Raw genomic sequence first — 10,519 nt, forward strand, 5'->3', positions numbered from 1 at the left:
GGGGGCGAAATTTCGTAAAAAGTAGTCCGGTTGAGTCAACTCGGGGGCGAAATTTCGGCAAAAGTAGTCCGGTTGAGTCAACTTGGGGGCGAAATTTCGTAAAAAGTGGTCCGGTTGAGTCAACTCGGGGGCGAAATTTCAGAAAAAGTAGTCCGGTTGAGTCAACTCGGGTGCAAATTTTAAGAAAAAGTGGTCCGGTTGAGTCAACTCGGGGGCGAAATTTCGGAAAAAGTAGTCCGGTTGAGTCAACTCGGGGGCGAAATTTCGGCAAAAGTAGTCCGGTTGAGTCAACTTGGGGGCGAAATTTCGTAAAAAGTGGTCCGGTTGAGTCAACTCGGGGGCGAAATTTCAGAAAAAGTAGTCCGGTTGAGTCAACTCTGAGGCGGAATTTCGGAAAAAGCAGTCCGGTTGAGTAAGTTCATGTGTCCCGCACCAACATTGCAACGATGCCCTACACCAGATCCATACCTAACACGCTCCCGACAGCAAACACTGCTATGAAAGCGGTCACCTCACCCATCCAAATCAGTCAAAAACAATCACGGCCGAGCCACACCAGCCAACTATCCCGCACCACCTACTTAAAAAGCGAAACAAATCCCCCAGAAAAAGCTAATAAAACCAAGCGTGGCACCCAACTAAACCCCTTCCCATCGCCTGAAAAGATTAAATTCTAATTTCACAGAATTTCATGCACAAATTTGACTGTTTTTGATTGCTTTTGACTGAGAAAGCCTTTACAATATTATACGAGGTGAGACGAAGATGCTGACGGAAGAACGACAACAATTAATTGCCCGCTATGTTGACGAACATCAAATCTGCCGGGTAGCAGAACTTTGCCAACTGACGTCATCATCTGAATCGACGATTAGACGCGATCTAAGCGAAATGGAAGACCAAGGCCGGCTCAAGCGGGTCCACGGCGGGGCTAGAAGCATCCAGACTTTTGGCCAAGACGTGGCGCAGAAAATCCGCTTCACCATGAACCACGCCGACAAGGAAGCTATCGCTAAGAAGGCCGCTAGCAAGGTCCGCCCCCACGACTACCTTTTTCTAGACGCGGGGACGACCATTTACGAAATGGTGCCCTTCTTAGCCAAGATTCCGGACCTCCACGTCGTGACGAACGGCATGGACACGGCGCTGGCGCTCACGGACGCAGGCATTTCTACCTGCATGCTGGGTGGCCGGGTCAAGGAAGAGACCCACGCGACCGTCGGCGTAACCACGGTGGCCAAGCTGAAGCAGCTGAACTTCAATTCAGCCTTCATCGGGGCTAATGCCTTGAGCCAACAAGGCTCCCTGACTACGCCCGACACGGAAGAGGCCGAAGTGAAGAAGACGGCCATCGCCCAGAGCCAGCACGCCTTCGTTTTGCTGGATCGCAGCAAGATCAACGAAGTAACCTTTGCCGAATTTGCTAAAAGCGAAGAGGTCACCCTGATCTCCAAGCTAAAAAAGGAAGATCGGCAATATTTACCAGTAAATATTCAACTTGAGGAGGCTGAATAATGATTTATACCGTGACTGTTAACCCAGCCCTTGACTATGTTTTGCAATTGCCAGAAGTTAAGGATGGGGAAACCAATCGGTCAAATGATACGCAATTCTTAGCTGGGGGCAAGGGGATCAACGTTTCCCAGATCTTGAACCAGCTGGGCGTTGACAACACTGCCTGGGGCTTTGTCGGTGGCTTCACCGGCGAAGAACTCATTCGCCAATTGAATGTTAAAAAGATCAACAGCGACTTCGTCAGAATCAGCGACGACACCCGCGTGAACGTGAAGATCCACGCTCAAGAAGAAACGGAAATCAACGCTGCCGGTCCTGACATCACCGATCAAGAAGTCGCAGCCTTCAAGGCTCGCCTTGACGACTTAAAGGAAGGCGACGTAGTTGTCTTAAGCGGCAGCTTGGCACCAAGCCTGCCAACCGACTTCTACGAAAGCCTGCTTCCAGTAATCCGGGAAAAGGGTGCAGAATTCGTTGTTGACACCACTGGCGAAGCCCTGCTCAGAACCCTGAAGTTTAACCCACTGGTAATCAAGCCTAACCACCACGAATTGGCCGACTTGTTTGGCACCAGCTTTAACACGACTGCCGACATGCTGGAAGCTGCTAAAAAGCTTTTGGAAAAGGGCGCCCAAAACGTGATGATCTCTATGGCTGGCGAAGGGGCTTACCTGGTAACCAAGGACCACGTTTACCACGCAAACGCAGCTAAGGGCACTGCCGTTAACTCAGTTGGCGCGGGCGACTCCATGATTGCCGGCTTCGTTGGGACTTGGTTTGAAACCCACGACCCTGCCGAAGCCTTGAGAGTCGGCAGTGCCTGCGGCGGGGCTACGGCCTTCACCGAAGACATCGCCGTTAAGAGCCAAATCGACGCGGTCTTGCCACAAATTAAGATTGACACTGTTGAATAAAGTAAAGAGTGAGAGGAAAAGCTAATGCGGATTAAGGATATTTTGAGCCCTGAATCCATGATTATGGATTTGAAGGCCACTACCAAGGAAGAAGCCATTAACGAAATGGCTGACCTTGAAGTAGCAACCGGCATTGTCAACAACAAGGAAAAGTTTGTTGAATCAATCTGGGCTAGAGAAAAAGAAGGCACCACTGGTATTGGCGAAGGCATCGCGATGCCACACGCTAGAAACGAATACATCAACAAGGCTAGAGTGCTTTTTGCCAAAAGTGAAAAGGGGATTGACTACGACTCACTTGATGGTCAACCAGTCCACCTCTTCTTCATGATCGCCGCTCCTGCCGGCGCTGACAACACCCACTTGCAAGCCTTGGCTAAATTGAGCAGCCTCTTGATCAACCCTGACCTGGTTGCCAAGCTGAAGGGCGCTACTAAGCCTGAAGAAGTCATCGACCTCTTCACCGAAGCTGAAGCAGCTAAGGACAAGGAAGACGCTGAACGCGAAGCCAAGCAAGCAGCCAAGAAGGCCGAAGCTGCTAAGGCTGACGACAGCGAAAAGCCATTGATCGTCGGCGTTACCGCCTGCATCAACGGGATCGCCCACACTTACATGGCTGAAGAAGCCTTGATCAAGGCCGGTGAAAAGCGCGGCGTTGAAGTGAGAATCGAAACCAACGGCTCTGAAGGCGTTAAGCACGAATTGACTCCAGACGAAATCAAGCGTGCTGTCGGCGTTGTCATCGCTTCTGACAAGCAAGTTAAGATGGCCCGCTTTGACGGCAAGGAACTGGTTAAGCACCCAGTTGTTGACGGGATCAACAAGCCAGATCAACTGATCGACGACATCTTGAGCGGCAAGGGCAGCGTTTACCACGCAGAAGCTGGTGAACAAACCGAAACTGCTTCAAGCGATGGCAGCGTCTGGTCAACCATCTACCGGCACCTGATGAGTGGTATTTCTCACATGCTTCCATTCGTTATCGGTGGTGGTATCTTGATGGCCATCTCCTTCCTGGTTGAACAATACATGGGCGGTGCGAAGAGCCCAGCCTTCATCTTCTTGAACAGTGCTGGTAACTTGGCCTTCGCCTTCATGGTTCCAGTTTTGGCCGGCTACATCGCTGAATCAATCGGTGACTTGCCAGCCCTGATGCCTGGTTTCGTCGGCGGGTTCATGGCCTCCATCACCAACTCATCTCTTGGCGGCAGCTACGCCGTTAACGTGAACGCCAAGGCTGCTTCACCAGCTGGTTTCTTGGGCGGGATCGCGATCGGTTTCATCGCTGGTTACCTGATCTTGGGCTTGAAGAAGCTGTTTGCTAACTTGCCTAAGAACGTTGAAGGTATGAAGCCAATGCTGCTGTACCCAATCTTTGGCTTGCTCCTTGTAGCGCTCATCATGTACTACATCGTCAACCCAATCTTTGGTGCCTTGAACGCCGCAATCACGGCCTTCTTGAACGGCATGGGTACTGGCAACCTGGTCCTGTTGACCACGATCTTGGCCGGCATGATGAGTATCGACATGGGTGGTCCTTTCAACAAGGCTGCTTACGTCTTCGCTTCCGGTGCCTTCGCTAACGACCCTAACTCTAAGACTGCCGCTATCTTGATGGCTGCCGTTATGGTCGGCGGGATGGTTGCCCCATTTGCAACTGCCATCGCTACTACCTTCTTCAAGAACAAGTTCACTGAAGACGAACGCCGCGCCGGCGTTTCCAACTGGATCTTGGGCTTCTCCTTCATCACTGAAGGTGCCATCCCATTTGCCAGTGCTGACCCACTGCGCGTCATCACTTCCTCAATCATCGGTAGTGCTGTCGGCGGCTTCTTGGTAGGTCTCCTGCACGTTGGCGTTCCAGCTCCTCACGGTGGTTTCTGGGTTATCGCTTTGTCAAGCAACCCACTTGGCTACTTCTTAGCCGTAGCAGCCGGCTCAATCGTTGCTGCCTTGATCTTGGGCTTCTGGAAAAAGCCAGTTGAAAAGTAATCAAGATTTTTCTCAACAATAACAATAACCGAATTAAGCGCAGGTCAAGCGGCCCGCGCTTTTTTCGTGCCAAAAAATGATAGACTAGAATTGTGGAAAAAGTTGTGTTACACTCAAACCTTACAGATTTTTAGACAATGTGTAAGTGAAAAAATTAAATCAGACTAGCTTAGAAAGAACAGACAAAAATGATTAAATTAATGGCAACCGACATGGATGGCACCTGGCTCAACTCGCAAAAAGAGTATGACCATGGAAAGTTTGAGCAGATCATGAAGCTGGCCAAGGAGCAAGGCGTCAAGTTCGTGATCGCCAGCGGCAACCAGTACGAAAACCTGCTGACCCGCTTTCCTAAGGAATACCTGAACCAGCTCTACTTTGTAGCCGAAAATGGCGCCTACGTCTTAAAGGGCCGGGAAATCCTGAACATCATCGACCTGAACCAGGAAGAACTGGACACGATTTGGCAGATTAAAAAAGAGTACGATGACCAAAAGACCGTTTTGGCCGGGGTCGACAGTGCCTACACCCTGAAGCGGTACGGCGAAGACTTTATCAAGCACCTGCACCTTTTTTACGAAAAAATGACGGTGGTGGACGACTACAGCGAAGTCAACGACCGGATCTTCAAGTTCACGATTTCCACCGAAGTGGGCAAGTCCAGTGAAATGGCCCAAGTCTTGAAGCAAAAGTACCCGAGCCTTGACATGGTGGCCGGGTCCAACGCCGCTGTTGACATCAGCCGGGCCGGGATGAACAAGGCCGTGGGCCTGAAGCTGCTCGGCCAGCGCTACGGCATCAAGCGAAGCGAAATGGTGGCCTTTGGCGACGGCGGCAATGACGTAGCCATGCTGGAATTTGCCGGCACCAGCTACGCGACCGCTACGGCCCTGCCTGAGGCCAAGCGCGCTGCCAACCACCTGATTGGGTCCAGCGACGATAGTGCCGTTCAAGACAAGATGCTGGATTTGTTGACTAGATAGGAGAATCTATGAGCAAAGCTTTGCAGGTCGTCGACTTAAGCATGAAGTTTGGCGACCAGGAGATTTTTAACAAATTGAACTTCAGCCTGGAACAGGGCTCCATGACGGCGCTGCTTGGCCCGAACGGGGCGGGGAAGACCACCCTGGTCCGGATCTTGATGGGGATGCTGACGCCGACCAAGGGCTACTATGACCTGGCTGACGACGTTAAGGTCGGCTACGTGCCGCAGTTTCGCAACATTGACCCGGACTACCCCCTGTCCATCCGGTCTTTTATTGAGCTGAATACGCCTTTTTTCAAGAGTCAAAAAGTTAAAGACCAGGTGAACCACATCCTGCAGGAAACCTACCTGAAGGGGCTCGCCGACATCCGGATGGGGGAGGCCAGCGGCGGGCAAAAGCAGCGGGCCTACCTGGCCCAGGCCCTGCTTGACCAGCCCAACTTCATCATCCTGGATGAAGCCACAGCCAGCCTGGACCCTAAGGCTAAGGAAGAACTGATGAACCTGATTGCCCACCTAAACGAAGAGCACAAGATGACGGTTTTGTTTGTCACCCACGACCTGCCTCTGGCCAAGCGCTACATGAAGGACTACCTGTACCTGAGCGGCGGCACGGTTCAGCAGGGGAAGATGGCAGATTTTAAGGAGAGGTTCAACTGATGTTTGCTTACGAATTTATGCGCAATGCCTTTTGGGCCGCGACTTTCATTGCCATCACCTGCGGGGTGGTCGGCGTTTACGTCGTGGCGCGCAACTTTAGTTTTTTGGCCCACACCTTGTCGGAAATCGGCTTTGCCGGGGCGGCCTTCGCTGTCTTGATGGGCCTGAAGCCCTTAACGGGGATGCTGATTTTTGCCCTCTTAGGCTCCATCGGGGTGGGGGAATTGTCCATGCGGACCGAGCAGAAAGAATCATCTATTTCCGCTATTTCGGCCCTCTTTGTCGGCCTGGGCATCCTCTTTTTGTCCTTGTCCAGTTCGGCCAGCAGCTATGCGACCAACATTTTGTTCGGCTCTATCATCGGAGTGTCGCGCTCTAGCGTCTACCAGCTGGTGGGCTTGTCGATCATCGTCTTGATCTTGATCCTGGCCATCCAAAGACCGCTGAACTACGACTCCTTTGACCACATCGGGGCCGTTGCCCACCACCTAAATACGGGCCTGGTTGGCGTCTTGTTCTTGGTCGCCTTGGCTATGGCGGTGTCTATTGGCTCTCAGGTGGTCGGCTCCATGCTGGTCTTTGTTTTGTTGACCATGCCGCCGTCCACGGCCAAGTACCTGGGCAAGTCCATCCCGTCCATGATCGCCTGGTCGGTTGGCCTGGCTTTGGCCGGGGTGTGGATTGGCCTGTGCCTGGGTTACATCACCAACTGGCCGGTCACCTTCTTCATCTCTATTATTGAAGTGGGGGCCTACCTGTCGGTCTACTTCACCCATTCCCGCCGCAAGCGGGTTTAGGCTGGCTTTTTTGATGAAAAGCTAATCGATAATGCTTAAATAATAGAAAAAGTTTTAGTGATTTTTGCACAATTTGTTACAAATGACATTTGTGAATCTTGAACAAAAGCCCACAGCCGTGGGCTTTTTTCTTTGCTTCTTTCATTGGATAGACAGACTTTGTGAAAAAAAGTGCTTTTAAAAGGGCGGCAGGACGGGAAAAGTTTCTAAAATTCACATGACAAATTAAGCGCTTTCATGTATAATAAAAAGCGTAAAGAAATAAATGATAAATTTTAGGTTAAAAATATTCATAGAAGAATATTTTTAACCGTAAGAATGGAGTTTTAGTATGTGGGTTAACTTTATCTTTGCCTTAATCCCGATCGTCTGGCTGGTGGTCTCCTTGACCGCCTTGAAGATGCCAGCCGCACGTGCTGGGATTATTGCCTTGCTCTTAGCCATGCTCTTGGCAATTTTTGCCTTTAAATTGCCAGTCCTGGACACGGCGACAGGGGCCTTAGAAGGGATCGTCGGTGGGATCTTCCCAATCGTCTACATCATCGTGGCTGCCATGTTCACTTCCAAGGTGACCTTTAAATCCGGTGCCATGCAAAAAATCCAGGACATGCTCTGCAGCCTGACGACTGATAAGCGGATCCTGGTCTTGCTGATTGCCTGGGGTTTTGGGGGCTTCCTTGAAGCGATCGCTGGCTTCGGGACAGCTGTAGCCATCCCGGCTTCGATCCTGATGACTTTTGGCATCGACCCGATCGAAGCCGCCGTGATCTGCTTGGTGGCTAACACCACCCCAACTGCCTTCGGCGCCGTGGGGCTGCCGGTCATCACCCTGGCTCAAACCGCTGGCCTTGACGTGATGCACACTGCCTTTATCGTCTCCCTCCAGCTGAGCGTCTTGATCCTGGTCATCCCTTACATCTTGGTGGGGCTGACCGGCGGCGTCAAGGCTATTAAGGGCGTAGGCTTCATCACCTTCATGTCCGGTCTGGCCTTTGCCTTGCCGCAAGTTTTGGTTTCCAAGTACGTTGGGGCCGAGCTGCCAGCCATTGCCGGTGCCATCGTCTGCATCTTGGTGACGGCTCTCTTAGCGAAAAAGCACAAGGATGACCCAACATATGCCGTAGCGTCAGAAGAGGTGCCTAAGCACACGGCCGGCGAGCTCCTTCAAGCCTGCGCACCATTTATCTTGGTCTTCGTCTTTGTGCTTGCTGCTTCCTCACTCTTTCCAGTCATCAACCAGGCTTTGAACTCAGCCACCATCAAGTTCCAGATCTACACTGGTAAAAATGCTGGTCAGTTCTCCCTCAACTGGCTGTCTTCACCTGGTACCTTGATCCTGGTTGCCACCTTTATCGGGGCCTTGATCCAAGGCATGAAGGTTGGCGAAATCTTCGGCGTCTTGGGTGAAGTGATCAAGGGGATCGGCAAGACGGCTGTCACCATCGCTTCAATCGTGGCCCTGGCCAAGGTCATGGGTTATGCCGGCATGACCAGTGCTATCGCCGTTGCTCTGGTTAAATTGATGGGGCCAGTATACCCGCTGATCGCACCGGTCATTGGGGCTCTTGGGACTTTTGTCACTGGTTCAGACACCAGTTCCAACATCCTCTTTGCTAAATTGCAATACTCAGCAGCCCAAACCCTGGGCGTGAACAAGACCTGGGTTGTTGCCAACAACATGGTTGGCGCCACGGCCGGGAAGATGATCTCCCCGCAATCCATCGCCGTCGCAAGTACGGCCATCGGCCAAGAAGGCAGCGAAGGGGAAATCCTGAAGCGCGCCTTCAAGTGGTGCGGGATCTACACCGTGATCATCTGCGTCTTCTTGTACGCAGTCGGTCTGGCAACTGGCAACTTGCATTTTTAACGGGAAGATTTTTTGAAAAATTAAAAAAGTCCTAGAAAAAAGTGCTACTTTGATAGCAATTAAATGCTATGATAAATCTTGTAAGTAATAAGTAATTGATAGTAATTTTTAAATGATTAGGAGAAAAAGCGAATGACTCGTTACATTAAGGGCTTCCCACAAAGCGAAGCAGATGAAGATTTAAAGTTTGTTAACGTTGACGAATTGGAAGAGAGAGCCAAGGAAGTAATGCCAGAAGGCGCCTACTACTACGTTGCGTCTGGCTCAGAATACGAATGGACTTGGAGAAACAACACCAACGCCTACAACCACTACCAAATCGTGCCTCGCTCCTTGACGGGGATGGACAACCCATCAACGGAAATGGAATTCATGGGGATGAAATTGAAGACTCCAATCATGATTTCCCCAATTGCCTGCCACGGGATTTCCCATGCGGACGCCGAAGTTGCCACCCAAAAAGGTGCTGCCTTGGCCGGTGCCATGTTCAGCTCCTCAACTTACGGCAACAAGCCAGTTGAAGAAATCGCTGCGGCTGCACCAGACGCACCGCGGATGTTCCAACTGTACCTGTCCAAGAACTGGGACTTCAACCAAATGGTCTTTGACGCCATCAACGCTGCTGGCTACAAGGCAATCCTTTTAACGGTTGATGCTTTGGTATCAGGCTACCGGGAAGCCAACCTGCGGACTGACTTCGCCTTCCCAGTACCACTTGACTTCTTCACCCGCTTCCAAGGCGCTAAGGGTGAAGGTCAAACCGTTGCCCAAATGTACGCTTCAAGTGCGCAAAACATCGGTCCAGACGACATCAAGCGCATCAAGGAAATGTCCGGCTTGCCAGTTATCGTGAAGGGGATCAACTGCGCTGAAGACGTTGAAGTTGCCTTGACTGCTGGTGCCGACGGCGTGTACGTGACTAACCACGGCGGCCGGGAAATCGACGGTGCTCCAGCAACCATCGACGTTTTGCCAGAAGTTGTGAAGGCGGTAAACGGCCGCGTACCAGTCATCTTCGACGGTGGCGTTCGCCGCGGTTCCCACATCTTCAAGGCCTTGGCTTTGGGTGCTGACCTGGTTGGCATTGGCCGTCCTTACCTTTACGGTTTGGCCTTGGGTGGCCCTCACGGGGTTGCTTCCGTAATTAACGAGTTGAACGACGAATTGAAGATCGACATGCAACTGACTGGCTGCAAGACCATCGAAGACGTTAAGCACGCACGCTTGACCCACTTTGAATACGCAGGCGACACCCGTCCATCCAGCACGGACCCACGCGTACGTAAGCCTTACCCAGTAACGGCTGTGAACCAAATTAAGAAAGACGGCACTGATGCTGTTTCTGGTGCATCCCACCACTAAGAGGATGATTTTGTAAATCTGTAATTTTTTAAACCGCTGCACCCTCAGGCCTCTAGGCTTGGGGGTGCTTATTTTTTAAACTAAAGATGGGCGCGCGACTTTTTTAAAGGATATAATATTATTAAGCGTGTGAGTGAGGAAAAGAGGCGAGAAGGATGACTTTAGCTGATGTGACCCTGAATATTTGGCCGATGCTGCTGACTTGGCTAGTGAGCATTGTGGTCTTTTTCGTAGTTAGCTACTACTTCGTCAAGTTTTTAGTGGTGAAGTTGACACCGCTGGTGATCAAGATCAAGCACCAAGAAGAGAAGAAGTACATAGATGAGTAAGAAAAATCCTGCCTTTGGGCAGGATTTTTTGCTTGGTGGGGCGGTGGTTGGTTGTTGCTGTGAGTGTAGGCATGGGGTGGCCCCCAAAGTATGTCAAC

The 10,519-nt window shown here is 51.3% G+C and carries 9 protein-coding genes; all 9 read left to right on the top strand.

From position 1 onward, the window contains the following. The first annotated feature begins 765 nt into the window (after positions 1-765). On the top strand, positions 766-1,515 hold the full coding sequence (locus ACI4WN_RS02835) for a DeoR/GlpR family DNA-binding transcription regulator (RefSeq protein ID WP_008460385.1): 750 nt from the start codon (positions 766-768) through the stop codon (positions 1,513-1,515). After that, a complete protein-coding gene (pfkB, locus tag ACI4WN_RS02840; protein ID WP_439776880.1) occupies positions 1,515-2,429 on the top strand; it encodes a 1-phosphofructokinase in 915 nt (304 codons plus the stop codon). Before ACI4WN_RS02835 ends, pfkB begins: the two co-directional genes overlap by 1 nt. A gap of 24 nt (positions 2,430-2,453) precedes the next feature. Then, complete coding sequence (locus ACI4WN_RS02845; protein ID WP_439776881.1) at positions 2,454-4,421, top strand: PTS fructose transporter subunit IIABC; 1,968 nt, start codon at positions 2,454-2,456, stop codon at positions 4,419-4,421. A gap of 188 nt (positions 4,422-4,609) precedes the next feature. Continuing rightward, positions 4,610-5,404, top strand: a complete 795-nt coding sequence (locus ACI4WN_RS02850) for an HAD family hydrolase (protein ID WP_439776882.1) — start codon at positions 4,610-4,612, stop codon at positions 5,402-5,404. 8 nt (positions 5,405-5,412) lie between these two features. Then, positions 5,413-6,066 (top strand): metal ABC transporter ATP-binding protein, encoded by a 654-nt coding sequence (locus tag ACI4WN_RS02855; RefSeq protein WP_439776883.1) that lies wholly within the window; start codon positions 5,413-5,415, stop codon positions 6,064-6,066. Beyond that, complete coding sequence (locus ACI4WN_RS02860) at positions 6,066-6,863, top strand: metal ABC transporter permease (protein ID WP_154486578.1); 798 nt, start codon at positions 6,066-6,068, stop codon at positions 6,861-6,863. Before ACI4WN_RS02855 ends, ACI4WN_RS02860 begins: the two co-directional genes overlap by 1 nt. Positions 6,864-7,194: 331 nt before the next feature. Continuing rightward, on the top strand, positions 7,195-8,730 hold the full coding sequence (locus ACI4WN_RS02865; protein WP_439776884.1) for an L-lactate permease: 1,536 nt from the start codon (positions 7,195-7,197) through the stop codon (positions 8,728-8,730). 132 nt (positions 8,731-8,862) lie between these two features. After that, positions 8,863-10,092 carry a lactate oxidase gene (locus tag ACI4WN_RS02870; RefSeq protein ID WP_439776885.1) on the top strand — a complete coding sequence of 410 codons (1,230 nt, stop codon included), beginning with the start codon at positions 8,863-8,865 and terminating at the stop codon, positions 10,090-10,092. 155 nt (positions 10,093-10,247) lie between these two features. After that, on the top strand, positions 10,248-10,421 hold the full coding sequence (locus ACI4WN_RS02875; protein WP_439776886.1) for a hypothetical protein: 174 nt from the start codon (positions 10,248-10,250) through the stop codon (positions 10,419-10,421). Positions 10,422-10,519 lie beyond the last annotated feature (98 nt).

Source organism: Lactobacillus sp. (genome assembly GCF_051893255.1).
Taxonomy (GTDB): Bacteria; Bacillota; Bacilli; order Lactobacillales; family Lactobacillaceae; genus Lactobacillus.